The sequence below is a fragment of the Klebsiella sp. 141153 genome, from assembly GCF_032601995.1.
GTDB classification, from domain to species: domain Bacteria; phylum Pseudomonadota; class Gammaproteobacteria; order Enterobacterales; family Enterobacteriaceae; genus Klebsiella; species Klebsiella aerogenes.
On record NZ_JAQIRJ010000014.1, the window covers coordinates 40,751 to 65,808 of the forward strand.

Here is a 25,058-nt window from a genome sequence, read left to right on the forward strand (position 1 = left end):
GCTTTGTAGTTTAAGTAAACAATGCCCACTATCGCCGTTATTCTCTCTGGAAGTAATATACCTGCGAACTGTATTGGTGATTTTCATCATAATGCGTAAATTCTGCCCTATGCCTTCACCAGTTTCGCAGACATGGGGTCATAAACATACCCAATGATGCTACCATCCTTAATACGTGCAACAGCCTCATCGATAACGAATAACGGAACGAGAAACCATTCCTCGGGCTGCACTGGATGGCCGAAACGGTCGTTAATGGTAATGTTAAGCCTTGCGGGTGCAAACAACCTGTGAAACAGGTTTTCCATCCGGGTGCGGTTGATGCCTGCAAGCTTGTATGAAGCTACCACCTCGACCTTCGCTAACAGATAGGTAGAATCGTGTTCCGCATTGGCAATACGCGCCTCTACTTTGCCGCCAGTCACTCCAATCTTGTGAATGACATCACGATGTTCAGCTACATAAGGGTTATCAGATAGCGAACGCAACACATAAATGGTGCCACTTTCTAGATCGCTCTCTTCTAGAGCATCGCTGAATAAAGGCCCCATGTCTGGATCGGTAATTCGGCGTGCTGTTTCGTCTTTATACAAAGCACGAACCAGTGACAGCCGAAGTAGGTTGCTTTCCGTACCATTCGAGTAAATGACACGCAGTCGAGCATCTTTCTTCCCCTGTGGCGAATCGAACTCTTCACCTTCCTCAGCCACATAAGCCGTTTGACCATCCAGGATGAACCAATGGCCCACTTCAATCGTTGCATACTGTCCAAAAGGTCGGGTCACTCTTAACCCTGAACTTAGATCACTGCGCACCTGTTCAAATAGCGGTTTGAATGTATCAAAATCCTCGCACGGCTTGCGATCCGCGATCCCTTGTACAGCACGCTTTTCGGAGCTAGCACGAACATGACGCAAGACTGTGATATCGTCCTCGCTGGTAACATCCGCCAGTTCGGCAGCCAAATTATCGATATCGATAAATTCGTCCGCTGACTCCGCTCCCTCCCCCCCTCCGGCCAACAAGCCCTGATGATCCAGCGGCTCTAGCAAGGCACGGCAGTCTGGGAGACTGCGTAGCCGGTCGAGCCGCACTGCATAGAGGCGCTCGAAGATCTCACGATCTTCGCCGTGTTGCGGCGCACGTCCATGTTGGTCAGCGAAGCGCTGGATTTCCTCAAAACCTGCGATGATGCGTTCCTCGCTGGCTGGACGTCCTTTTTTCTTCTCCGGTGGTGCAAATTCGGCAAGTTCTGCCGCCAAATCGTCTAAATCAGAATTACTCATAATGTCCCTCCGCCCTAAAACGCATAAACGCGGCTGCACCTTCTGCAAGATGCTTTTCCCAGGCATCCGGCGAAGTTAACGATGGGAGGCGCCCACGTTCACGTTTGAATTCAGCAGCACGCTTGGCGATCACTTTGGCATCTTCAGGCGTGATCGAGGTACGCTTGGCCGAGATGGCCGCCGCGACCTGCTTCAAGCTATCTTCGCTCATTGTCTTAGCAAGGATGGCGTAGGCTTCACCAAAGGGATTGATGCGGTCGATAAGATCTATGTCTAAATCGCGTACGTCCATCGCAAAGCGACGCACTCCGTCAATAAGGGCAGTATTGAGCGTCCCATCGTTCTCGCCGTTGACAATACGCTTAGCCTGCTGCGTGAGGTTAAGAGCGGCGATAGCATGCTGACGTACAGCCTCCTGATCTTCAGCATCAAGTTCAGGATACTTTTCTTTGATGATCTTACCCATACGAACCTGTGTTAACTCTTCAGGGATCAGCTCTTCATCGAACAGACCTCGTTCGATGGCGGGCTTATCCTGCACAAAGGCCGCGATCACTTCGTTTAAATCTTCCTGGCAGATGCGTGCCGCTTCTTTGCTCCTGGGCTCGGCAAGTCCCTTAATCTCGATTTGATACGTCCCTGTCTGCTCATTAACACCAAAATTGCAGCTATCCGGGTCATATCCTCCATCACCATAATCAAAGCCTGGAGTCGGGCCGCTTTCTGGATTCTTGGGCTTAAACTCGAAGCGCGGAGCCAGTACCTGCTCCATCAACAAGCTCGCCGCGATAGCTTTCAAGGTATCGTTGACTGCCTCAGTGACTGCGCCCTCTACAGCGTCCGGCTCGGCGATCAAGTTAGTAAATCTCGCGCGGGTTTTACCCGGCGCGTCGCGAGTGGCGCGGCCGATAATCTGCACGATCTCAGTCAGGCTGGCACGGTAGCCAACGGTCAGCGCATGTTCGCACCAGATCCAGTCGAAACCTTCCTTCGCCATACCAAGAGCAATAATGATGTCCACATAATCACGGTCTGTCTTCATTTCTACAGCTCGAAGGCTTTCCTGAATCTTGCCTTGGCTAGTTGGGTCCACCAGATCAGCGATACGCAACATTCGGCCATCGCGGGATTTGACTAGCTGGAAGCCTGTCGCAGGATCCGCACCTTGCCAATCGCCAAGCTCGCCGAGAATGTGCTCCACCTCTTTGATTTTATCCTTCGTGCTCTCTCGCGAATTGACGTTGGGTATATGGATAATGGTCTTCTTGTCAGGATCGAGGACATTAAGGATGTCATCGACGTAGGAGCCACTATAGAAGAAGTAGCCGATGTCGAGTTGCTTGAGGTATTCGTAACCGTTGAGTTGTTCGTAGTAGGTATAGGTGACGGTATCGAACCTGGACTCATCCTGAGGAGCCAAAACGGCCTCCGCATCCCCCCGGAAGTAGGAGCCGGTCATGGCAACGATGTGTGTCTTGTCACGCGCGATGAACTGCCCCAAATGCTGACCAAGCTTGTTATCCGGGTTAGCTGACACATGGTGGAATTCATCTACCGCGATCAGGCGATCGTCAAAAGCTTCTATGCCGTAGGCATCGACCGCGAAGCGAAAGGTTGCGTGTGTGCAAACAAGCACCTTGTCGCTACTTTCAAGAAAAGAGCCGAAAGATCTTACCTTGCCGCCGTTGTCGTTACCGGGCGCATTGCACAGGTTCCACTTAGGTTCGACATGCCAATCAGCCCAAAATCCAAACTGCGATAGTCGTTCATCGTTGAAGCTAGCACCGATGGATTTCTCTGGAACGACGATGATGGCCTGTTTGATCCCCTGATTTTCGAGTTTGTCGAGTGCAATGAACATCAGAGCACGACTCTTACCGGAGGCGGGCGGCGACTTAATGAGAAGATATTGTTCTCCACGTTTCTCATAGGCGCGCTCTTGCATAGGGCGCATTCCAAGGGCATTAGACTTAGTCGATTCTCCGTTGCGTGCATAAGTAACGGAAACGGACGGTACTGACTTGATCTTGACGCTCATGTGTCGGCTCCTGCTTTACGCTTCTTGCTCTTGATTGGTGTAACTGAAGCAGTCATCTTGGTATAAAGGTCAAACAGCTTTTCCAGCCGCTCGGTGTCATTTTTGAAGCGGCGACCGATGTAGATGCGTTCAAGCACTTCGTCGTTGCGCTCATGCGCGGCGCGTAGTTCTGCCGGCATATTTTCGGGGTCGTACAAATCCGCGATTGTCGCTGGGAAATGATGCTCCCGCGCCAGCAAAATATCCTCAACACAGCGAGTGAGGTCGCGCTTATTCTTGTCGGTCAGTGTTGGGATAGGGAAAGTATTCCACCCAAGGGTATTTGAGTACGAATAGCGCATTTCGAGCCGCCCACATATCGTTCCGATCCAAGTCAGATGAAGCCTAGAGAGGAGAATAGCCAATGGCCACAATTCTTCCGTTGAAGCATAGAAAGCTTTGTTTGTGGGGATGACATTACTTCCAGCCAGTCCTGCCGGAAAGTAATACCGACTCTCCGAACTAACTATCGGGACAAATATTTTCTTAGCATCATCACCCTTGAATTCTCTAAATTGATGGGGTCTCGAAGCAAGTTTATTTACTGCTTTGTCAACGGTCTCAAGGCGGTCTCGCTTAACCGCCGCAACACGTAAAGAAATCTCTTCATAGGACAAAGCATCATCCATTTGCTCATTAGATATCCAAAGACAATAGCGAACCTCTCCGTTAATGAATTCATGTGAACCAATAAACTGGCGTATGTATTGACTGGGTACACCCGAGGCTTTTATGCTCCGCTCCTCATCCGGTGAAAGGATCAATCCTGCAGATTTCGAGTAGTACACGCCATACTCCAAGGAAAGCGGCAGGAAGGCTGGGCTCTTTAAAGCTTCAACGATCTCAACTCTATGAGCAGTTAGATATGGGTTTATATGCTCAACTACTGCTTTAGTATCATTATAATAAAGAGTTCGAACGCCGCTTTTATAAGCATCAACGCCAACAATAACCACCGTAACCCCAGCATTATGGCTAGCCAAGTTATTCCACTTGAAAGGAGTTACAGCAAAGCGAATACCCAGTCCCATCGAATGGAGTAAGGCCCAAGTAATTGGAACTTGTTGCCCTTGACAAATGCTGTTTGTGGCAACAAAAGCGAAAGGTGCATTGCATTGCGCGTTGTACTGCGCCGCCTTTAGAAACCAAGCTCCAACGTAATCGACATTTTTCCATTGACTTGTAAGATTTGAGAAAACTTCTTTCAAATCAGTTTTTTGCTCAGCTGTTTGTTTGCGCGTACCCGTAAATGGTGGGTTTCCACAAATGTACGTTTCGCCACCTTCGTTCTCGAAATCGATCTCAGCTTGATCGAGAGGTGTCTTGAAGAGATCATCTGTCTGCCACTTCACGTCAGTTCCAGTCGCAGGGCAAACACTCATCCAGTCGAGCCGCAGCGCATTACCACAGGTAATCCAATTTTCGTTGCGTAAAGGTAGAAACTCAGCCAGTGCAAGCTTTAGCCCCCGATACAGTACATCACACTGGTACTCAGCGATAACCAGCGCAAGGCGGGCAATCTCCGCGGGGAAATCACGTATTTCAATCCCGCGGAAGTTGGTAAGAGGTATTTCAGACGCACGATCTGGCTCGCCGCGTCGCTGATTGATTTCGGCCTCGATCACACGCATTTCTTTATATGCAATGACTAAGAAGTTGCCAGAACCGCACGCGGGGTCAAATACGCGGATGCGGGCAATACGCTTTCTCAGATTGAGCAGCATCCGCGGGTTGTCGCCAGCTTCCTCGAGTTTCGCCCGCAGTTCGTCGAGAAACAGTGGGTTAAGCACCTTGAGAATATTGGGGACGCTAGTGTAATGCATACCTAACTCACCACGTTCTTCATCTTCTGCAATGGCCTGAATCATCGACCCGAAAATATCTGGATTGATCTTGGTCCAGTCCAGATTGCCAACATGCAGTAGATAGGAGCGCGCAATGCGACTAAAGCGCGGCACTTCCTCACTACCCGAGAATAAAGCCCCGTTAACATAAGGAAACTCTGCAGCCCAGCGTGGAATACCGACGCTGACACGCTCATCACCTGGGGTGTTCATAGCGCGAAACAGCGTGGCGATAACGTCGTGCATATTTGAAGCATCACGCTCACTCATCTGAGCAATGGTCTCGGTGAAGCGTCCCTTGCCAATAAATATTTCGGTGTCTTCAGCGAAGAAGCAGAATATTAATCGCGCCATGAATTTGTTCATGTCATGACGACGCTCAGTAGTACCCCATTCAGGATTATCTTTTAGTAGTTCGACGTACAAACGGTTCAGGCGACTAGTGGCCCGAATGTCGAAGGCATTCTCGCTGATCTGGCGAACAGTGCTGATTCCTGCCAGTGGCAAAAAGAAGCCGAAGTGATCGGGAAAGTCTTTAAAGGCGCAAGCGACAGTCTGGCCGCTGATGAGATCTTCAGCTTCGAAGTCTTTTCCGTCTGTGGCGAGGATGAATTTGGCCTTGGCCTTGCCTGTTGCCGGGCTGGCCTTGAGTGAAGCCAGCATTTGTGTTACCTGCCCTTCTTCACTAGCCAAAATGTGAATGTTATTGGTCTGAAGAACGCCGCCCAAATCGGACTTATTGGATGCTCCGGCGCGCAAGCGTTTGATAGTCGTTTCCTTGTTGCCAAAGGCTTCAAGGAAAGCATAAGGAAACTCTATGGGATCAAAGGGTTGCTCTGCAAGATCCGTGATGGCTTGTTCAATTTCTACGGCGTTCATTTGCGTACAGCTCTCCATTGGCATGTGACCGCCCTGCTGTTACAGGTGTGCAGTGAACTCATGTCATATCCTAGGTTTTCTTGGAAGTTTTTGGCCGCAAGTTTAACAGAATAGAACCCAGCTCTGTAGTAGATTCAGCCTCAGGTTCTCGTTCCACAATACCCTCTTATATATTTATGTTGAGATTTCTAGCTTCGAGATAAACTCAAACAAATGTACAAACTTTCATGCACTTAAATGCTACTAATGTCATGATATATTAAGAGATCGCATATAAGTAACTTACGTCATTATTTCTGAGGTTCTTAAAAATTCTCTGGTTACCTCAGAAGCCCTCTTCAGCACAGGAAATGACTTTCCTGCTACCCGTCGAACCAAAGGGGCCAACGGTTCTTGTCTCGCACAGGCAATTCGGTTCACTCCATGTTCTATCTATATTGGAGTACTAATTTCGATATCTAAACTCAGGAGTAAATGTCTACTATTGGCAAAAAGCTGCCAGTCACCATGAGCGTTATTTTAAAAGTGGCACTGCTGCAGTTACATGTTTCTGCTTATATTTCAAATAAATTCAGATAGATATCATCTACGTGAATCCCCCACATCTTTTATCGGATCGCGGGGTCTTTTTTTCACATAGAGATATTCGTATGCAAAAATCTGACGGCCTACAGGCTTTTGAAAAACCGCTGGTGTCACTGCCACACACGCTTCGCTACCTTATCCTTGAGCGTCTTCGCAGTCTCACGCAGTACGAACCGGTAATCGGCATTATGGGTAAAACCGGGGCGGGAAAATCATCGTTGTGCAATGCCCTGTTTGCCAGTGAGGTTTCACCCGTTAGCGATGTGGTCGCCTGCACACGCGACCCCTTGCAATTTAGCCTACAAGTGGGCGAGCGCATTATGACCCTTGTTGATCTACCAGGTGTAGGGGAAAGTAGCTTACGCGATACTGAATATGCCGCCCTATATCGCGAACATCTTCCCCGGTTGGACCTGGTGCTGTGGTTGATTAAGGGCGATGATCGAGCGCTGGCGGTGGATGAACATTTTTACCGGGAGGTGATTGGTGAGGTATACCGGCATAAGGTGTTGTTTGTTATCAGTCAGTCCGACAAGATTGAACCCACCTGCGGTGGTGAAAAGCTGTCTACAGAGCAGAAACAAAATATCAGCCGCAAAATCTGTCTACTGCATGAGTTGTTCCAACCTGTAAACCCTGTCTGTGCGGTGTCGGTACGTTTGCAGTGGGGGCTGCGGGTGATGGCTGAACGGATGATTCGTTGCCTGCCGCGGGAGGCCAGTAGTCCGGTAGCGGTACAGCTTAGTGCTCAACTTCGTACCGATGTCGTTAATAAAAAAGCTCGTGACGATTTTGGTGAAACGGTCGGCTCGGTACTGGACACTGTAAGTTCCATGCCCCTGATACCGGCCCCGGTTCGGACAGTCATCCAGTCTGTACGCGACATCATGGTATCAGTCGCTCGTGCAGTCTGGAATTTCTTCTTCTGAAAATTAACCCTTCTAACCCGTAGTTTCCTGAGCCCTGCCGCGATTTTGCGGCGGGGCTTTTTGTATTTATTTTCCATCATGAGGGGTCTGCTTATGACCCGTCTGGCTTCGCGCTTTGGCGCAGTAAATCTTATCCGTCGTGACCGTCCGTTATCCCGCGAAGAACTGTTTCTTGTGGTGCCCAGCGTTTTCAGCGAGGACAAACACGAATCCCGCAGTGAACGTTACACATATATACCCACCATCTCTCTGCTGGACAGTCTGCAGCGGGAGGGCTTTCAGCCGTTCTTTGCCTGTCAGGCCCGCGTGCGTGATCCGGGTCGTCGTGAACATACGAAGCATATGCTGCGCCTGCGTCGGGAGGGGCAGACTACCGGTAAGCAGGTTCCGGAAATTATTCTGCTCAATTCTCACGATGGCTCCAGTTCGTATCAGATGCTACCGGGACTATTCCGTGCGGTATGCCAGAACGGGCTTGTCTGCGGTGAGTCGTTTGGCGAGGTGCGGGTACCGCACAAAGGAGATGTCGTGAGTCAGGTGATTGAGGGAGCGTATGAAGTGCTGGGTATTTTTGACCGTGTGGAAGAGAAGCGGGATGCCATGCAGTCGCTGATGCTGCCGCCGCCTGCACAACAGGCTCTGGCACAGGCTGCACTGACGTACCGTTTCGGTGAGGACCACCAGCCGGTGACAGCACCTCAGATACTCTCCCCACGCCGCTGGCAGGATGAGAGCAATGATCTGTGGACCACATACCAGCGTATTCAGGAGAACCTGATTAAGGGCGGGCTCAGTGGTCGGAGTGCAAAAGGCGGGCGAACGCATACCCGCGCCGTGCGTGGTATCGACGGAGATGTGAAGCTCAACCGGGCTCTCTGGGTGATGGCTGAAGCGATGCTGGGTGGGTTTCAGTCCTGAGCTTGTTATCAGCATGTTAGGAAAGGACACTCCCTGTCCGTTTTGCCTCCATTGGATTGAGTGTTTTTTCATCGCATTTCACGGTATGCCGCGTCGGGCCTGCTTCCGGAGGCAGATAAAAAATAGTTCATTCCATGTCCATACCCTGTCCGCCCCCCTCTTTAGAATCATTTCATATTCAGTCAGTTAACTATTACGGAGATTTAAGATGGCACAGACAGAGCGCCGTCATGATCGGCTGGCTGTCAGGCTGTCACTGATAATCAGCCGCCTGGTTGCAGGTGAAACGCTGAACATGGCGCGGCTGGCTGCAGAGTTTGGTGTATCAGTCCGTACCCTGCGACGGGATTTTCGCGAACGGCTGATGTACCTCGACCTTGAGTATCGACGGGGGCAATGCCGCCTGCGCAGCACCGGTGGGGGTGTACAGGGGGAGCTGGATGTGCTGACCTTCGCGCACCGGGCCGGACTGGCCGATATTTTTCCGGGGCTGGACCGGCGTCTGGCGGGCATGCTGCTCACTGCAGGAGGGATGCCGTGTCTGGTATGGCAGCCGCCACAGTCTGTGTCACCGGCTAGCTCACTGGTGTTCTACCGTCTTGTTAGTGCCATTACCGCCTGCCAGCGGGTACTGCTGCTGGCAGAGGGAGAGCGCTGTGACGGGCTGGCCCCGTACCGCCTGATATCACTCGACGGCTGCTGGTACCTCACTGGTGAACTTAACGGGTATATCACCGTGCATCCACTGGCGACCATCCATGCGGTGACAGTCCTCAATACAACGTTCACCCCACTAAAACGTCTCAGCCAGTTAACCACACAGGCGGGCTTTATCCGGGCCCTTCCGCACTTCAGCTGTATCCGTGAAGTCCTGTCTCCTGGGCCCTCTGAGGAGGAGCCGGGCAACACACTGATTTAATTACCTCTGTTAAGAAGGAAAAACAATGATCTGGCATTACGAGAAAAATGGCATACGTCACGACAATGTGACCGAAGACGACATCACCAGCCTGATTATGCGCGGTGAACTGACTGCATCCACTTTGGTGTGGCGACAGGGAATGGCAGAGTGGCAGCCGGTCTCCGCCACCCCGCTGGCTTCGGCTCTGCTCCGGAGCACCACACCGCCAGCGCTGCCGGGGAACCGCATTCCGGGTGGCGTTGTGTGGACGCTGGCATTTGCTCCCTTCATTGGCTACGCGCTGGAGTTGTGGACTGCAGGATTGAGCGGGATGTCATTTGACGAGGCATATGATGCCGTCTCGGGTGGGCAGTACTGGTTTATCACGCTGCTGCTCAATATCGTTCTGGGGTATCTCGATGAACGACGCCTGCGTAAGGCCGGAGTGGATACCACCACGTTCGGCAAACTGGCCTGGCTGGTGCCGTTCTATTTGTGGCGGCGGGCGAAAAACCTCGGTCAGAAACCAGCTTACTTCTGGGTATGGCTTGTGATGCTGGCCCTGACCGTATGGGCCTGAATCACCGCTACCTGATACTTTCTCTGTTAAGGACCAACATAATGAAAACACTGATTAAAATACTGGGCATTACCGGCAGCCTTCTGCTTTGTGCAGGGGCTCAGGCCCAGCCCTATAACCGGACGCTACCTGCAGTCGTCAATGACAACAACGGGAATATTTTCTGGTGTGATGCGCATCGTCAGGTTACCGGAAAATGCGAAGCCATGTCTGTTGACCGTCAGGGCGGGATGGTCACGGTGCGCTCAGCACCTTTTAAAGACTGCGAAGGCGGCCTGTGGGGCTGGATAACTATCATGCGCAACGATGTGTCGAAGGGATTCACCATTAGTCCGGACAAGAAATTCGGTCTCACCGTAAAAGACCTGTGCCGTCCGGGCACGGTAGTGACCTTTAAGCCCAACCAGAAGAAGCCGGAATATGACGACCTGGTGGCGCTTTATCAGGGCAAAGAGCTGTTTCGTTACCGCCGCTTCTGATAACACCCGATATCAACCTACCTCATTTTGCCCGACAGCGGGCTGGATTCATTCAGGAAGAAAACCATGCTGAAAATAATGACCTCTGCTGTACCCGCCCTCATTCTGTCACTTGCCGCATTCAGTGCCGGTGCTGCTCAGCTTCCGGCAAGCCTGATGGATAAAGACAATCCCGGTCAGGAATACTGGTGCCAGGGAAACGATATCAACACCTCCATGTGCTCACTGACAGGTGTCAGCGACGACCATAAATTTGCTCTGATTCACGACCTGCCGGGCCCGGCCTGTGAAGACTTAAGCTTCGGGGTTATTGATCTGGTGCGTCAGACCGGTGTCAACATTCCATACGACGGTGGTGACTGTAAGGGTGATGTGCAGGCCGGTTTTGTGCGAGGCACGAAAGATAATGCCCTGTATGTGAAAATTGTCCGGGGCAGTAAAACCCTGCGGTTGTATAAGGTACAAACCGGTTACTGATAATCCCCTCAACCTGAATACACCCACAGCCCCTGACGCGTCTGCGTCAGGGGCTTTTGCTTTTAAGGTACACCGAATGCCTGAATCTCACATGCTGCCACCGGGACCTTTTACCCGACCGCAGGCCGAAGCGGTTACCCGCCGGTATCAAAACATCGCTATTGAAGATGACCAGCGCAGTCACTTCCGCCTGGTGGTTCGTGACTCTGAAGGTCGAATGATCTGGCGGGCGTGGTGCTTTGAACCGGATGCAGGTGAAGGGCTTAACCGTTATATCCGCAAGTCAGGCATCCTCAGAGCATCCTCCTCCTGACCACACCCATTCCTCATCCCTGTATGTCCTTTATTTCCCATACGCCAGACATCGTTGCTGGCGTTTTTATTGACGGAGAATATCCATGACGACACAAACTCAATACGAATTGATGTCCGCTAATGAACCTCAATTTGACCTCACTGCAACACCAGTACCTGACGAACAGCGCCTCGATTTCTGGCCGCTGTACTTTGGCGCTATCCCGCAATGGATTACGCTGGAACCCCGTATTTTCGCCTGGATGGAGCGCTTTTGTGATGAGTACAGCGGTGGTATCTGGTCCTTTTACACGCTCAGCAATGGCGGCGCATTTATGGCTCCTGATGCTGAAGGTGAGGATAAATGGCATCTGTTCAACGGCATGAACGGCAATGATGCGGAAATGAGCGCTGAAGCCGCAGGTATCGCTGTCTGCCTGATTGAATACAGCCATCACGCCTGTCGCAACGAATGCGATGCCATGACGGAGCACTATTACCGTTTGCGGGATTACGCCCTGCAGCACCCTGAATCCAGCGCCATTCTGCGCATTATTGATTAAGGATAATTATGATGGAACAGCCACTTATCCCACTGACTCCGGCACTACCACTAACCGCACAACGCACGGTAAAACGCGCCTTAACGCTGCTTGACCGACACCTGCGCGAAACAGGCGTGGCATTCACTTCCACTCAGGCTGCCCGTGACTGGCTGAAACTGAAAATGGCGGGACTGGAGCGCGAAGAGTTTATGGTGCTGTATCTGAACCAGCAAAACCAGTTGATTGCCCATGAAACCCTATTTGCCGGTTCCATCAGCAGCACCGAGGTACATCCCCGTGAGGTGGTCAAACGCGCCCTGTTTTTCAATGCAGCAGCAGTGATACTGGCGCATAACCACCCTTCCGGCGACACCTCGCCCAGCCAGGCAGATAAGACCATCACGCAGCGTCTGGTGCAGGCGCTTCAGCTCGTTGATATCCGTGTGCCTGACCACCTTATCGTAGGTGGTACGCAGATATTATCGTTCGCTGAACACGGTCTGCTTTGAGGTATGACATGAAAATTATCAGTAAACGCCGGGCGATGACGATTTACCGTCAGCACCCGGCCTTCCGCATTTTTCGATACTGCACCGGCATATACCAGTGGCATGGCAGTGTCTGTCATTACACCGGTAAGGTAGTTCCTGACATTCCCGGCGTGCTGGCGGTATACGCCGAACGCCGCCAGGACCGCAACGGGCCCTATGCCTGTTGATGGGTATCACTCTGAACTGACAATAAAGGTGGTTATACATGAGCAACATTACATGGGGCCTGCAGCGGGATACCACGCCGCGTCTGGGAGCCCGTCTGGTACAGGAGGGCAACCGACTGTACTATCTGGCTGACCGGGCCAGTATCACCGGTAAATTCAGTGACGCTGAATGCCGGAAGCTGGATGAAACATTCCCGCACTTTATCAGCCAGATGGAATCGATGCTGACCACTGGTGAAATGAATCCCCGCCATGCCCACTGTGTCACCCTGTACCACAACGGTTTCACCTGCGAAGCCGACACTCTTGGCAGTTGCGGCTATGTATACATCGCCGTCTATCCCACTCAACGCTAACGAATTTCACGAGAGCAAACATGAAAACTCTACCTGCTACAATTTCGCGGGCAACGAAGCCCTGTCTGTCGCCCGTGGCTGTCTGGCAAATGTTACTGACACGCCTGCTGGAACAACACTATGGCCTGACGCTAAACGACACGCCGTTCAGTGATAAAACAGTTATTCAGGAACATATTGATGCTGGAGTATCGCTCAGCGATGCGGTGAACTTTCTGGTAGAAAAATACGAGCTTGTCCGTATCGACCGGAAGGCGTTTTCGTGGCAAGAACAAACCCCGTATATTTCCGTAGTGGATATTCTGCGAGCAAGGCGCTCTACCGGATTGCTAAAAGCTAACGTGAAATAAACGCTTAAATACAGAGCAGACTAAAGGAAAGCAAAATGCTAATCTCACAGACGAAGAGACTTCTGCTGTACCCCATCCCCTGCAAAAAAACCTGACATTTTCTTTTAGGACCAACAATGGGACCAAATTGAAAATTGAACTGAATATTAAAAGCTATTAAACAACAAGTTACAGCACCAATTCAGACTCCGCCAGCCCAAAATTCTCCATCGGTGATTACCAGAGTCATCCGATGAAGTCCTAAGAGCCCGCACGGCGCAAGCCCTGCGGGCTTTTTTGTGCCTTGAATTTGTCCCGCGAAGTCCGAAGAGAAATCATTAAATCCGAACCTTTTAGGCACCTCATAAAGCTTTATTGTTTTTGAGGTGCCTAAAACTATGGAAACCCGGCAAAAGGGACTGAACACACCCCGGTAGACGATCCTGCCAGTCTTATACTACGAATAAAACCCAGCACCATATATAAAACTCATAAAAATATTATCTAACAACTTAAAGTGAATCAATCGCTATATTTTTAAATATAGAAAGACACTATGTAAAAAAATTTGCCGATACCTCTGTCGATCATATAAAACATAGTTTTATATAAGCCCAAATTATAGGTTACACCGACAAAACTCACCCGTAAAAAAACCAAAAGCCAAGAAACAAAAATTACTTGTAGAGTTTCATTTGCGAATCACGATAATGTTTTTTACTATCGCCAAGTAGATATCAGGGGGGCACTATGAATAATGGATTATATATTGTAATGTCGCCAGTTCAGTTGGCGGCAGTAATGTCTGATAAAACAGTGACAGAAGCGGAGACACTACAAAACAGATTGCTAGGTGGGCTCGATGTAGCAATGAGTACTGTTGAATTAGCCGGAGCTACGATTTTATGCGCGGCTCCTGACCCAACTATGTTGACCAAAGCGGCCTGTGTCGTCGTTGGCGCCCATGGACTCGATAGCCTTCATGCATCAATTGACCAAATCATCACAGGCCGCGATACCCGTACAGCGGCTTACCAGTTAGCTGTTGAAACTGCACGTCAGTTAGGCGCCGACGAAAAGACAGCAGTGAGCATTGGCCTGACCGTAGATATTGCTGTCCCGGCTGCATTTGGCCTCGCTTTAGGCGCTGCTCGTGTTGCTTATGTCCGCGCAGGAAATTTTAGAATCATAGATCATGAAGCCGTACGCCCAGTAAAAATTGGCGGTCACACGCTATCCAAACACGTATCGATTTCAGAAAAAGAGTTACTGGAACGTCTGGCGCGAAGCCCTCAGATGAGGTCTGTATCATCATTTTATTCTGTACAACATGCGGAAAAGGCTATCAGTAACGCATTAAAAGCCAATAAACTCAAAGTAGTATATTGGGCAAATTCAGGCGCAGGTTCTCGTCCACTTGAATTGACCTATAAAACCGGTAGTGCAATTGGATACGGGTTCCGGCAAGGACTAAATGTCAAAGAAACCAGTTATACTGTCCGTGTAGTGTTACTGAAACAAGTTTATCAGGGGATAACCGTACTATGTTCTCACGTCTTACCCATATATGGGATAAAAAACCGGGTCGTAAGTACCCTGCCATACAGGATATGCTCACTATTTATTTTAGTAACGAGCACGATGATTTTGGCAATTCGATTAATGAGATTATCGACAGATATCGTGACTATAGTATTTCATCAATTGAAGATGCTAAATTAGAAATTTCCTCTTTATTAGAAATCGAAGATGAAGAAGCGCTTAGCTCCATTATGAAGAAAATTGCGAATGACAGGTTCCATCCCGAACCGTGGGGTGAAACATGGCGTAGCTTCCTGGAAAAAATCCTTTTTTTATTAAAACATTAGCATCAAAAAGATCTTATTCAGTAAGTTCTAATCTGCATTAAGAAGATCGCTTACTGTTAATATTATTTCAGAGTATCGAGTTATTTATATTCAGGCCAGATATTTTTGCCTTGTAAGTCCGGTGCTATTTCTGACTATCGTTTATCCAGATATCTGACATACACTGTAGCATCGGGCCATTGGGTATTGCCGGCCACAGGGGAGAAACTAATATGCAACTAACAGAAGCTCAACTGATGACCCGCGTTCCTGTCTGGCACGCATTATCGGAGCTGTTTACCGGACGCGAACTCCAGGACTACGACTACCGATGGATGGCGCAGAAGTTAAAGGAGTCTGGTTTAAGTCGGGAAGAGATCTTTGTGATTCTGGATGAGGAGGTTGCCCCTGCCCTCCAGTCAAATCTTCTCTACAACCCAACGCCGGTGATGGACGGTTGGTCAGAGAAAGATATTAAACAGCTCGTGACAGAGTATGTATATAAGAAACCGACAATTATCGAGCGCGTCATTCCAGCCCGCGTACTGTTAAAACAGCGCCGTAAATACATTCAGAACGAACTCAATAAGCTTTCCGACGAACTGGATAAATGCTTCTGAAAGGGTTTTAAACGAGGCGATTGGCATAGATTTAGGTATATATCCAAAAGCCAGGCTCATGCAGTACAGGGAATAAGACGTTATAAAATTAGCGATGCCGTGAATATATTCACTTTCATCAGATAAACGGACACCCCTCACGGAAGTGTCCGTTTTGTCTTTCATACGTCAGCTGCGGGTTACGCGCCTACCGGCACATCGTGCGCGGTGTTTTTCAGCGCCGGTCCGGTGTACTTCTCGATCTGCAGCTGCGACATCTGGCCACAGTTCCCCTGCGCCAGGCTGGAGGAGCCCACGTCAAAGGTCAGACAGTTGACGTTACCGTTTTTACACAGCGATCCCGGCTGCGACGGATCGGCCGGATCAAACCATGCCCCTTCACTGATGCGCACCACGCCTTCGCGAACGTTATCGGTAATCACCGCTCCGACCAGGATCTGCCCGCGATCGTTAAAGGCGCGAACCAGATCGCCTTCGCTGATGCCGCGTGCGCTCGCATCTTTCGGATGGATCCAGATAGCTTCACGATCGGCCACCGCATATTTCTTGCGCAGCGGCGTATTATCGAGCTGAGAGTGCAGACGGTTAATCGGGTGACCGGTATTGAGCGACAGCGGATATTTCTCGGCTTCCGGCCCGCGATACCACTCGTGCGGCGGCATCCAGGTTGGAATCGCTTTGCAGTCCTCGTAGCCCATTTTGGCGATGGCGTCAGAGTAGATCTCGATTTTCCCTGACGGCGTCCCCAGCGGGTTGAGCAGCGGGTTCTCGCGGAAATCGGCGAAACGCACCCATTGGGTGTTCTCTTGCGGGATCGGGAAGCGAATGTAATTGTTGGAAGCCCAGAACATATCAAACGGCGGCAGCGCCACGCGGGCGTTGCGCGCCTGGGCTTTCATCTCGTCATACATGCCCTTCAACCACAGCATCTCATCTTTGCCTTCGGTAAAGGCCTCATGCACCCCAAGGATCTCGGCAATCCCCGCAAAAACATCAAAGTCGTTTTTCGCTTCGTTCTGCGGCGGTACGCACTGGCGCAGCGGGAAGACATAAAGCTGCGAATAGTCGCCGCCCATGTCCATATCGTTACGCTCGTAGGTGGTGGTCACCGGCAGTACGATGTCGGCGTGTTTCGCCGTCGCCGTCCAGTACGGTTCGTTCACCACCACGGTTTCAGGATGCTGCCAGGCTTTCACCAGGTTGTTGGTATCCTGATGCTGGTGGAAGGTGTTACCGCCCGCCACGTACACCATTTTAATATCCGGATAGGTGACTTTCGTGCCGTTATAGTCGATGGTCTTACCTGGGTTCGCCAGCGCATCGGCGATGCGCGCCACCGGGAACGGCGTAATATCTTTCGCCGCCGGCGACGTTGGGCTACCGGCGGAGATCCCCGCCAGAATGCCGCCGCGCGCGGTTGGGCTACCGCCTGAAGAGTAGTGATAACTAAAGCCGAAACCGCCGCCGGGCAGGCCAATCTGCCCCAGCATCGCCGCCAGCGTCACCATCATCCAGTGGGCCTGTTCGCCATGATGCTGACGCTGAATGCCCCAGCCGCCCATGATCATGGTGCGATGCTTCGCCATATCTCGCGCCAGCTGCTTGATGGTCTCAGCATCAACGCCGCTGATATCCGCAGCCCAGTTGGCATCCTTGACGACGCCATCTTCTTTACCGTTCAGGTAGGCTTCAAATTTATCGAACCCTACGGTGTAGGTTTTCAGGAAATCTGGGTTATGCAGATTTTCTGCCAGCAGCGTATGGGCTACCCCCGCCATCAGCGCGCAGTCGGTATAGCTGCGCGGGGCGATCCACTCGGCGCCTAATTCACGCGCGCTGTCGCTGCGCACCGGGTCGATACAGATCATCCGGGTGCCCTTTTTCTTCAGCGCTTCAAAGCCCGTCTGGCCGACGTGATCCGGCAGGTTCCAGCTGTTTTTCAGCGTGATCATGGGGTTACAACCGATCATCACCACCAGCTCGCTGTTATCAATCACGTTTGGCCACGCGGTCTGCTGTTCGTAAACTTCAACAGAGCCGACCACGTGCGGCATAATCACCTGCGCCGCGCCGGTGGAGTAGTCACCGGAATAGCCGACAAAGCCGCCCGCCAGGTTCATCATGCGCTGCAGCAGCGTTCTCGGGTTGTGGAACATCCCGACGCTTTTCCAGCCGTAAGAACCGGCATAAATAGATGATGGGCCATGCTCTTTTTGCAGACGGCTGATTTCTCCCGCCACCAGATGCAGGGCTTTATCCCAGCTGACGCGGACCCACTCATCGCGGCCACGCAGCTCCGGCTTACAGTTTTTCGCCCCGCCTTCTAACCAGCTTTTACGCACCATCGGATATTTAATCCGGTTTTCGGCGTGAACCTGATACGGCGCCATGGTAATCAGTTCGTTGGGATACGGATCGTCTTTGATCGGGCGAACGTCAACCATTTTGCCGTCGCGGACGATGGCTTCAAACGCGCCCCAGTGAGCGCCGGTGAGAATCCCACTTTCCGCCTGGCGCAATGCAATAAACTGCGGCATCGCCTGGCTGATGGCCTCCGCCAGCGCCGAACGCGGCCACAGCCCCGCCAGCAGCGGCGCCGCCATCAGGGCGCTGGCGCCAGCCAGAAAACGGCGACGCGTCAGATTCATACCGGATTCCTGGCTCTGATCCGCCATGTCATAATCGTTATTCTTTTTCATCATGGCTCCTTATTGTTTGTCCTGATTGGCCGCTGCTGGCATGTCGCTCGCATGTTTTTGTACGTACTGGGTCAGGAGACGAACCTGTTCCTGAGTCAGTGAAGTACGGCCGGACATACCTTTAACCACCCCAATCCACTGGTTGGCGTTAAAGCGATTCAACTCGGTCAGGCCATGACAGCCGGTACAGTTGTTAGCCATTAATTCAGAAGCGTAACTCCAGATTTTTTGCTGATCGCCAATCAGATTTTTCGCAGGCAGCCAGACCTGCAGATCGACTTCATGCCAGACCTGTTTAGTCTCTTCATCGGTAACGGAGCCAGACACTTTTAACGCTTTGCGAGCTTCTTCGCCCAGCAGCGCGCTCATGATGCGTTTACCGCGCGCGGCGTAGAAGGCTTCGGTAACGCCATCCTGTTGCCAGCCATGAACATCCGCCAGCACCATGTCGCCTTCACGTTTCACCACTTTCACTTCAGTGGAGGCCATCAGGTTACCGTCGTTATGGTCACCCGCTTTCTCGCTCAGCCAGAACGGCTGGGTCTGAATGGTGTAAAGGGTGGTCGCGGTCGCCGGGGTTTTCGCCGCCGCGTTAGCGAGCTCGCTCGCCCCTGCCGCCGCCAGGCCGCTCATGTTCGGCAGAATATGCGCCACGCCTTTATGGCAGTCGATGCAGGTTTCGCCCTCTTTGATCGCGACCGGATGCTGCTTACGGGCTTCAGGAGTCTGTGCCAGAATATCCATCGCTTTATAGTCGTGGCAGGAACGGCAGGTCGCCGAATCGCTCTTCTTCAACCCATCCCAGACGCTCTGGGCCATCGCCAGTTTATGCGCCTCGTATTTTTCCGGGGTGTCGATTTTGCCGGTCATTTCACCCCAGACATCTTTCAGGGCGCCAATTTTGGTCAGCATATAATCGATCGGCTGATGAGGAACGTGGCAATCGGCGCACTCGGCGCGAATACCTTTATCGTTCTGGAAATGCACGCTGCCCTGATATTCCGCCAGAGGCTGCTGCATGGTATGACACGACACACAAAATTCGGTATCGCTGGTTTTATGCATAATAGTCGCAGTGCCGGCCAGCAACACCACGCCAATAATGATCCCAACCAGCAAGGCGATAAATATAATTTTTCGCCTACCAGAGCGTTCCAGTGAAAGTTTACTCATCTTATTATTTAACCCTTTTCCTAAATGAAAGACGCAAAAGTCCCTGCCAGATGGCAATCGTTATATAAATAAATTTATAACGATTACACTCACCTTCTAATCCAACTGTGTTTTTGGAGATTTTCGGAGCCAGGATAATCAGCCGGGGATGATTATCCTGTGATTTCAGAGCGATAACCCATTGCAAATCCAATATGCCTTCGAGCAATACTCACGTTATTTTAATTATTTCAGTGTAGCGGCTTGTTCTTTTTTCGCCCGGTCAATACTACGAATGATAATTTCACGTTGAGTATCATCCGCCGGTAACAGCTGCAGCATCAGCTGCCACGCCGCGATCGCTTTGTCATACTGCTGATGTTCAAAGGCGTTAAACGCCGCGAGGCTCAGCACCCGCACATCGTTATGGTTATTCTTCAGCAACGTATCGAGCAGTTGCTGGGCTTCACGGCTATCGTTGGGATCCGTAGAGTGAAGTAACGCTTCGGTATATCCCAGCTGCGCATCGGCGTTGCCTGGCGCCAGCTGTCGTGCCTTATCAAACGCCTGTAACGCGGCGCCTGGATTATTGAGCACCAGTTGCAGCCTGCCGAGCATCGTCCAGCTCAACTGGTCGGCCGGGTATTGCTGCAGGCGGGTACGTAGCCCCAGCGCCAGTCGAAACAGCTCTTCTTCCGACAACGGTTTGCCCTGCGGATCCATCACCCGCTGCATCAGCTGCGGCGTTTGCTGGACAACTTGCTGCCACTCAACCACGCGGGTCATGTAACTCGTTCGGATAAAAACCCCTACGCATAAAGAGGTTAGTATAATAACCCCAAGAATATACACCCAATAACTACTATTTTTGTGATTCGTTTCGGCAGATTCAGGCAAATCTTCCAATAAATTCAAGCGTAAATCGTCAACCAGCTGCTGTTGCTGCGCCGCGTTCACCGCTGAAATGTCCTCATCAAGCTCCTGCAGGCGCGCCCGATAAATCATATGGTTCATGGTATTGCGGTCAACGCGCTGCCTGCCGCTCCACGGAATAAACAACAGCGCCGCGGTTCCCAGCAGTAAAACCAACATGATGAGCAAAGCGACAATCATTTCAGGGTCCTTTTATTGTCATCAAGCAGCGCCTTTAGGCGTTCCTGTTCCTGCGCGCTCAGTTCGCTGACGCGTTCAGCACGCGAGCGACGGCTTAAACGAAAAATCACCAGCGCGCCGCCCACAACAAAACAAGCCGGCAGCAGCCAGAGGATAATCGTCGCGGGGGTCACCGGCGGTTCGTAGGTCACGAAGTTGCCGTAGCGCGCCACCATATAATCGGTGATTTGCTGATTGCTTTGTCCCTGCTCCATCAATTGCCAGACCTTTTTGCGCATGTCGGCGGCAATCATCGAGTTCGAATCGGCAATACTGTTGTTCTGGCATTTCGGGCAGCGTAGCTGTTCGGTCAACTGGCGGAACTGCTGCTCCTGGGCTTCATCTTTAAATGGATAGGTATCAATCGCCGCCAGCGCCTGAAACGAGAGCAGCGCCGTCAGTAAAGTGATGAGCAGATATTTCACGCGCCCCCCTGCTGGCTATATTTATTCCACAGCGGCAGAATCTCCTGCTGCCAGACCCGCTCGTTCACATCGCCGGCATGGCGGTAGCGGATAATGCCTTTGCCGTCGATGAGGAAAGTTTCCGGCGCGCCATACACGCCAAGATCCAGCCCCAGCATACCGTCGCCGTCAAACACCCCCAGCGCATACGGGTTGCCCAATTCGTGCAGCCAGTTCACCGCTTTCTGGCGATCGTCTTTATAGTTGATGCCAACGATGCGAATACCCTGCGCCGCCAGGGAGCGTAAATACTGATGCTCCGCCCGACAGGTGGGGCACCAGGTGGCCCAGACGTTAATCAGCACCGGCTTACCATTGATAATGTTAGAGGGATCCAGCATGACATCCGGTTTTTCCAGTGACGCCAGGCGGAAATCCGGCAGAGGCTTACCCACCAGCGCCGATTCAAGCACGGTAGGATCGTCGCCGTCGCTGTTGCGCATTAGTTGCCACATCAGTGCCGCCGCCAGAATCAGAAAGATAGCCAGCGGTAAATATAAGACTTTGCGGTTCATGACGCGTTCTCCGGCAGTGATTTACGTAAGCGGTAACGTGGGTCCAGAATGCACAGCACGCCGCCAAACGCCATTAACATCCCGCCGAACCAGATCCAGCGAACAAAAGGTTTATAGTACAAGCGCACCGCCCAGCTACCGTCGGCCAGCTCTTCACCCAGCGCAGCGTACAGGTCGCGTACCAGCCCGCCGTCGATGGCGGCTTCGGTCATTTCCATCCGGCTGCTGCTGTAAATGCGTTTTTCCGCCCGCAGCGTACTCACGTGACGGCCATTTTGAGAAACTTCGATCACCCCTTCACCGCCGAAGTAGTTCGGCCCGGTGATATCCCGCACGTCACGGAACACAAAGTGATACTGGTGGATATCGACGCTATCGCCCGGCTTCATCCGCACGTCACGTTCGATGCTGTAATTCTGACTGAAGGCGATGCCAATGACGGTGACCACCAGCCCTACGTGGCCGGCGACCATTCCCCAGTGACTGCGTCCGAGGCGGGTCAACCCGCGCCAGAAGGGATGGCGGTCGGTGGCGCGCTCCACCACTTCCATCACGGTAAGCACGAATGCCCATAGCGACATCAGCAGGCCAACCACGGTCATGGCTTTAATACGATCCTGCATCAGCCACGGCAGTGCGATGGCCAGTACGATGGCAACCACCGCGGCAATCAGCAGCCGCTTACGCAGCTTGTGGAATTCATCGCGACGCCAGCGCACCAGCGGCCCGATGCCAAGCAGCAGCGAGAACGGGATCATCAGCGCAATAAAGAGGGAATTAAAGAACGGCTCGCCGATAGAAATGCTGCCTAATCCCAATAACTTATGTATCAGCGGCAGCAGCGTTCCCAGCAGTACCACCAGCATGGCGGCAATCAGCAGCACATTGTTGCCCAGCAGCAGCGACTCGCGCGACCACAGTTCGTGACGCACCCGGGAGCGTACCTTGCCGCCTTTGATGGCGAATAACAGCAGCGAACCGCCGATAGTGATCACCAGCAGCGCCAGAATAAACATGCCGCGCGTAGGATCAGAAGCGAAGGAGTGTACGGAAATCAGTACCCCGGAACGCACCAGGAAAGTACCCAGCAGGCACAGCGAGAACGCCAGAATCGCCAGCAGCACGGTCCAGGATTTAAAGCTGCCGCGCTTTTCGGTGACCGATAGCGAGTGGATCAGCGCGGTTCCCGCCAGCCACGGCATCAGGGAGGCGTTTTCTACCGGATCCCAGAACCACCAGCCGCCCCAGCCGAGCTCATAATAGGCCCACGCCGACCCCAGCACGATACCGACCGTCAGAAAGCTCCACGCCGCCAGCGTCCACGGGCGTGACCAGCGCGCCCACGCGCTATCAAGACGCCCGGTCATCAGCGACGCAATGGCGAAAGCGAAAGCCACGGAGAAGCCCACGTAGCCCATGTACAGCATAGGCGGGTGGAAGATCAGCCCGATATCCTGCAGCATCGGGTTCAGATCGCGCCCTTCGATGGGGAAATCAGGTAGCGTGCGCACGAACGGATTTGAGGTCAGCAGGATAAACGCCAGGAAGCAGAAGGAGATCATCCCCATCACCGCCAGCACGCGCGAAGAGGCTTCCAGCGGAATATTACGGCTCAGGGCCGCGACCGCGCAGGTCCAGCCGCTCATCAGCAATACCCACAGCAACAACGATCCCTCGTGCGCCCCCCAGGTCGCCGCGACGCGATACCACACCGGCAGCAGCGTATTCGAGTTACTGACGACATACAGAACGGTGAAGTCATTCACCACAAAGGCGTACACCAGAATGAGAAACGCCCCGAGGATGGCGGCAAACATCGCTACCGACAGCGGCTTCGCCAGCGCCATCATCCGCGCATCCTGCCGCATCGCGCCCCAGCTGGGAAATAGCGCCAGCAGGCAGGAAATGCCCAACGCCAGGCACAGCAGGAAGAGGCCGATTTCAGGGATCATTGCGCGGCTCCCTGCGGCTTCTCAGCCGGATGATGATTCTCTTCCATCGCTTCTTTCACTTCCGGAGGGGTGTAATTTTCATCGTGTTTCGCCAGCACTTCTTTCGCGCGGATATGCGTCCCGTCCTGCAGCGTCCCCTGGGCTACGACCCCCTGCCCTTCGCGGAACAACGCCGGCAGGATCCCGGTATAGCTCACCTCGACGACGCCGCGGGCATCATAGAGTTTGAAGGTCACATCGAGGGTTTTATCGTCACGCTTCACGCTGCCGGGCATCACCATGCCGCCGATACGTAGACGCTGCCCCGGCTCTGGCTTCTGGCCATTTTCCCGTTTACCGTATATCACTTCGCCCGGTGTATAGAAGAGATCGATATTGGAGCTTAATGCATACATCACCAGACCAACGGTCAGCGCCAGCCCCCCAATCACTCCGCAGGCGAGCCAGAGACGTACTTTACGCCGAGGATTCACAACGCATCTCCCTTCATTGACCTTTGCTTACGCGCCGCCGATACCCGGCGCTCGCGCGCCATCTGCCGGCGTATATCCGCCAGTAGCGCCCGGCGCTGCCAGCGGGTGTGGATGAACAAAATCAGCAGCGCGATGACCGTCACTGCAACCGCCAGCCAGACATAAAAGGCGTAGCCGCCCATCTGCCAGAAATCGCTCCAGGAGTGAAAAGCGCTGGTCATGAGTTCTCCTCACGCTTACTTGCGCCAGCCAGCGCCACGACCCACGGGCGGCGGCGCTCCTGCAACAGAATTAAATTACGCATACGCATTAATGTCAGAGTAATAAAGAGGAATAAGAAACCGAAAATGGTTAAACGCAACGGCATGCGCATCGACGGGTCGATGGTTTTCTGCATATTGGTCGAGCCCTGATGGAGGGTGTTCCACCACTCCACGGAATAATGAATAATCGGCAGGTTGACCACCCCGACCAGCACCAGTATCCCGGCGGCGCGCCCGGCCAGCCGGCGATCGTCAAAAGCGTGATACAGGCCAATCACCCCGACGTATAAAAACAGCAGGACCAGTTCGGATGTCAGACGCGCATCCCACACCCACCAGGTTCCCCACATCGGTTTTCCCCACGCGGAACCGGTCACCAGCGCAATAAAGGTATAAACCGCGCCTGGCAGCGCCATCGCCATCACCGCTTTATCCGCCATTTTCATCTGCCAGACCAGGCCGACAAAAGCGGTCACGGCCATTGAGCCGTAAATCCCCATCGACCACATCGCCGCCGGGACGTGCAGATACATGATGCGATAGCTTTCACCCTGTTGATAATCTGCCGGGGCGTAGACAAATCCCCAGACGCAGCCCACCACCAGAAACAGCGCGCTGAGGATAGCCATCAGCGGAATGCATCGTCCGCATACGCTATACAGGCGCTCTGGAATGGCGAGTTGATGTAACACTTTCCACATTTTTTTTGCCTCATTGCCCCGAG

At 52.5% G+C, this 25,058-nt stretch carries 26 protein-coding genes and 1 pseudogene; 15 read left to right on the forward strand and 12 right to left on the reverse strand.

Features of this window, described 5'->3' with window-relative positions; genetic code table 11:
• Window positions 1–107 precede the first annotated feature (107 nt).
• The 3 genes from PGS10_RS22260 to PGS10_RS22270 are packed head-to-tail and all read right to left on the reverse strand — an operon-like array spanning window position 108 to window position 6,086.
• Window positions 108–1,286, reverse strand: coding sequence for a GIY-YIG nuclease family protein (locus PGS10_RS22260; protein ID WP_041520800.1), 1,179 nt, complete (start codon window positions 1,284–1,286; stop codon window positions 108–110).
• Window positions 1,279–3,324: a DEAD/DEAH box helicase gene (locus PGS10_RS22265; RefSeq protein WP_316423511.1), complete on the reverse strand. Its 2,046-nt coding sequence runs from the start codon at window positions 3,322–3,324 to the stop codon at window positions 1,279–1,281. Before PGS10_RS22265 ends, PGS10_RS22260 begins: the two co-directional genes overlap by 8 nt.
• Entirely contained in the window at window positions 3,321–6,086 is a 2,766-nt protein-coding gene (locus PGS10_RS22270; protein WP_063844059.1) for a class I SAM-dependent DNA methyltransferase, read from the reverse strand. Before PGS10_RS22270 ends, PGS10_RS22265 begins: the two co-directional genes overlap by 4 nt.
• Before the next feature lie 650 nt (window positions 6,087–6,736).
• Here PGS10_RS22270 and PGS10_RS22275 point away from each other — a divergent pair.
• From PGS10_RS22275 to PGS10_RS22345, 15 genes and pseudogenes are all read left to right on the forward strand, one after another.
• A complete protein-coding gene (locus tag PGS10_RS22275; RefSeq protein WP_063844042.1) occupies window positions 6,737–7,600 on the forward strand; it encodes a GTPase family protein in 864 nt (287 codons plus the stop codon).
• A gap of 93 nt (window positions 7,601–7,693) precedes the next feature.
• Window positions 7,694–8,518, forward strand: coding sequence for a DUF932 domain-containing protein (locus PGS10_RS22280; RefSeq protein WP_316423556.1), 825 nt, complete (start codon window positions 7,694–7,696; stop codon window positions 8,516–8,518).
• Window positions 8,519–8,726: 208 nt separating this feature from the next.
• The gene (locus tag PGS10_RS22285) at window positions 8,727–9,437 is read left to right on the forward strand and encodes a DeoR family transcriptional regulator (protein WP_316423512.1); all 711 of its coding nucleotides are present in this window, start codon (window positions 8,727–8,729) and stop codon (window positions 9,435–9,437) included.
• 25 nt (window positions 9,438–9,462) lie between these two features.
• Window positions 9,463–9,999 (forward strand): DUF4339 domain-containing protein, encoded by a 537-nt coding sequence (locus tag PGS10_RS22290; protein ID WP_063844045.1) that lies wholly within the window; start codon window positions 9,463–9,465, stop codon window positions 9,997–9,999.
• 41 nt (window positions 10,000–10,040) lie between these two features.
• Window positions 10,041–10,478, forward strand: a complete 438-nt coding sequence (locus PGS10_RS22295) for a hypothetical protein (protein WP_316423513.1) — start codon at window positions 10,041–10,043, stop codon at window positions 10,476–10,478.
• A 66-nt stretch (window positions 10,479–10,544) separates the two neighbouring features.
• Complete coding sequence (locus tag PGS10_RS22300; RefSeq protein ID WP_063844046.1) at window positions 10,545–10,955, forward strand: hypothetical protein; 411 nt, start codon at window positions 10,545–10,547, stop codon at window positions 10,953–10,955.
• A 76-nt stretch (window positions 10,956–11,031) separates the two neighbouring features.
• Window positions 11,032–11,268 (forward strand): DUF905 domain-containing protein, encoded by a 237-nt coding sequence (locus tag PGS10_RS22305; RefSeq protein WP_063844047.1) that lies wholly within the window; start codon window positions 11,032–11,034, stop codon window positions 11,266–11,268.
• An 85-nt stretch (window positions 11,269–11,353) separates the two neighbouring features.
• Complete coding sequence (locus PGS10_RS22310) at window positions 11,354–11,812, forward strand: antirestriction protein (RefSeq protein WP_286472144.1); 459 nt, start codon at window positions 11,354–11,356, stop codon at window positions 11,810–11,812.
• Between the two features lie 8 nt (window positions 11,813–11,820).
• Window positions 11,821–12,303: a JAB domain-containing protein gene (locus tag PGS10_RS22315; RefSeq protein WP_063844049.1), complete on the forward strand. Its 483-nt coding sequence runs from the start codon at window positions 11,821–11,823 to the stop codon at window positions 12,301–12,303.
• A gap of 8 nt (window positions 12,304–12,311) precedes the next feature.
• Window positions 12,312–12,532: pseudogene (locus PGS10_RS22320) on the forward strand (DUF987 domain-containing protein).
• Between the two features lie 18 nt (window positions 12,533–12,550).
• On the forward strand, window positions 12,551–12,868 hold the full coding sequence (locus PGS10_RS22325; protein ID WP_063844051.1) for a type IV toxin-antitoxin system YeeU family antitoxin: 318 nt from the start codon (window positions 12,551–12,553) through the stop codon (window positions 12,866–12,868).
• Window positions 12,869–12,888: 20 nt separating this feature from the next.
• Window positions 12,889–13,218: a TA system toxin CbtA family protein gene (locus PGS10_RS22330; protein ID WP_063844052.1), complete on the forward strand. Its 330-nt coding sequence runs from the start codon at window positions 12,889–12,891 to the stop codon at window positions 13,216–13,218.
• Window positions 13,219–13,947: 729 nt separating this feature from the next.
• Window positions 13,948–14,919 carry an RNase A-like domain-containing protein gene (locus tag PGS10_RS22335; protein ID WP_316423516.1) on the forward strand — a complete coding sequence of 324 codons (972 nt, stop codon included), beginning with the start codon at window positions 13,948–13,950 and terminating at the stop codon, window positions 14,917–14,919.
• The gene (locus tag PGS10_RS22340) at window positions 14,808–15,065 is read left to right on the forward strand and encodes a contact-dependent growth inhibition system immunity protein (RefSeq protein WP_052766195.1); all 258 of its coding nucleotides are present in this window, start codon (window positions 14,808–14,810) and stop codon (window positions 15,063–15,065) included. The genes PGS10_RS22335 and PGS10_RS22340 overlap by 112 nt, the downstream gene beginning before the upstream one ends.
• 212 nt (window positions 15,066–15,277) lie before the next feature.
• Window positions 15,278–15,664: a DUF7079 family protein gene (locus PGS10_RS22345; RefSeq protein WP_315711281.1), complete on the forward strand. Its 387-nt coding sequence runs from the start codon at window positions 15,278–15,280 to the stop codon at window positions 15,662–15,664.
• Between the two features lie 179 nt (window positions 15,665–15,843).
• On the opposite strand, the gene torA is transcribed toward PGS10_RS22345, so the two are convergent.
• The 9 genes from torA to PGS10_RS22390 all read right to left on the reverse strand — a co-directional run bounded on the left by torA (window position 15,844) and on the right by PGS10_RS22390 (window position 25,035).
• Window positions 15,844–18,363 carry a trimethylamine-N-oxide reductase TorA gene (gene torA, locus PGS10_RS22350; protein ID WP_315711282.1) on the reverse strand — a complete coding sequence of 840 codons (2,520 nt, stop codon included), beginning with the start codon at window positions 18,361–18,363 and terminating at the stop codon, window positions 15,844–15,846.
• A 9-nt stretch (window positions 18,364–18,372) separates the two neighbouring features.
• Window positions 18,373–19,536, reverse strand: coding sequence for a NapC/NirT family cytochrome c (locus tag PGS10_RS22355; RefSeq protein ID WP_006798114.1), 1,164 nt, complete (start codon window positions 19,534–19,536; stop codon window positions 18,373–18,375).
• A gap of 225 nt (window positions 19,537–19,761) precedes the next feature.
• Window positions 19,762–20,628: a c-type cytochrome biogenesis protein CcmI gene (gene ccmI, locus PGS10_RS22360; RefSeq protein ID WP_316423517.1), complete on the reverse strand. Its 867-nt coding sequence runs from the start codon at window positions 20,626–20,628 to the stop codon at window positions 19,762–19,764.
• Window positions 20,625–21,092 (reverse strand): cytochrome c-type biogenesis protein, encoded by a 468-nt coding sequence (locus PGS10_RS22365; protein WP_045378283.1) that lies wholly within the window; start codon window positions 21,090–21,092, stop codon window positions 20,625–20,627. The genes ccmI and PGS10_RS22365 overlap by 4 nt, the downstream gene beginning before the upstream one ends.
• Entirely contained in the window at window positions 21,089–21,646 is a 558-nt protein-coding gene (locus tag PGS10_RS22370) for a DsbE family thiol:disulfide interchange protein (protein ID WP_015370115.1), read from the reverse strand. The genes PGS10_RS22365 and PGS10_RS22370 overlap by 4 nt, the downstream gene beginning before the upstream one ends.
• Window positions 21,643–23,598 (reverse strand): heme lyase CcmF/NrfE family subunit, encoded by a 1,956-nt coding sequence (locus PGS10_RS22375; protein WP_047066758.1) that lies wholly within the window; start codon window positions 23,596–23,598, stop codon window positions 21,643–21,645. The genes PGS10_RS22370 and PGS10_RS22375 overlap by 4 nt, the downstream gene beginning before the upstream one ends.
• Window positions 23,595–24,071 carry a cytochrome c maturation protein CcmE gene (ccmE, locus tag PGS10_RS22380; protein ID WP_015703212.1) on the reverse strand — a complete coding sequence of 159 codons (477 nt, stop codon included), beginning with the start codon at window positions 24,069–24,071 and terminating at the stop codon, window positions 23,595–23,597. The genes PGS10_RS22375 and ccmE overlap by 4 nt, the downstream gene beginning before the upstream one ends.
• The gene (gene ccmD / locus PGS10_RS22385; RefSeq protein WP_045395139.1) at window positions 24,068–24,292 is read right to left on the reverse strand and encodes a heme exporter protein CcmD; all 225 of its coding nucleotides are present in this window, start codon (window positions 24,290–24,292) and stop codon (window positions 24,068–24,070) included. The genes ccmE and ccmD overlap by 4 nt, the downstream gene beginning before the upstream one ends.
• Complete coding sequence (locus PGS10_RS22390; protein ID WP_045378274.1) at window positions 24,289–25,035, reverse strand: heme ABC transporter permease; 747 nt, start codon at window positions 25,033–25,035, stop codon at window positions 24,289–24,291. The genes ccmD and PGS10_RS22390 overlap by 4 nt, the downstream gene beginning before the upstream one ends.
• Window positions 25,036–25,058 lie beyond the last annotated feature (23 nt).